Annotated in this window: 1 protein-coding gene; it reads right to left on the minus strand. The window is 70.8% G+C overall.

Annotated features, from left to right (window positions below):
• On the minus strand, positions 1 to 455 hold a 455-nt coding region (pgk, locus tag JQK88_RS35680), incomplete at both ends, for a phosphoglycerate kinase (protein ID WP_203281282.1).

The following is a 455-nucleotide window of genomic DNA, read 5'->3' on the forward strand; positions in this document are numbered from 1 at the left end:
GGGTTGTCCAGCGCCTTGGCCAGCGCGTCGAGCTCGGCCATCAGCAGCGGGCCGCCGGCGGCGGTCTTGGCGTAGCGGATCGCGCCGTGGGTCGAGGCCTGGGCGCGGTGGGCGGTGCCGAAGGCGTCCATGACGAACACGTCGCACAGCGCGGCGTACTTGCGCGCCAGCGCCTCGTCGTCCTTGCCTTCGCCGACGTTCATGCGGCAATTCTCGAGCAGCACCAGCTGGCCCGGCTGCACCTCGACGCCGTCGACCCAATCCTTGACCAGCGGCACGTCGATGCCGAGCAGTTCCGACAGCCGCTGGGCCACCGGCGCCAGCGAATCGGCCTGGCTCCACTGGCCTTCCTTCGGCCGGCCCAGGTGCGAGGTCACCATGACCGCCGCGCCCTTCTCCAGCGCCAGCTTGAGGGTCGGAATCGCGGCGAGGATGCGCAACTCGGAGGTGATGCG

Source organism: Mesorhizobium caraganae, from assembly GCF_016836705.1.
GTDB classification, from domain to species: Bacteria; Pseudomonadota; Alphaproteobacteria; order Rhizobiales; family Rhizobiaceae; genus Mesorhizobium; species Mesorhizobium caraganae.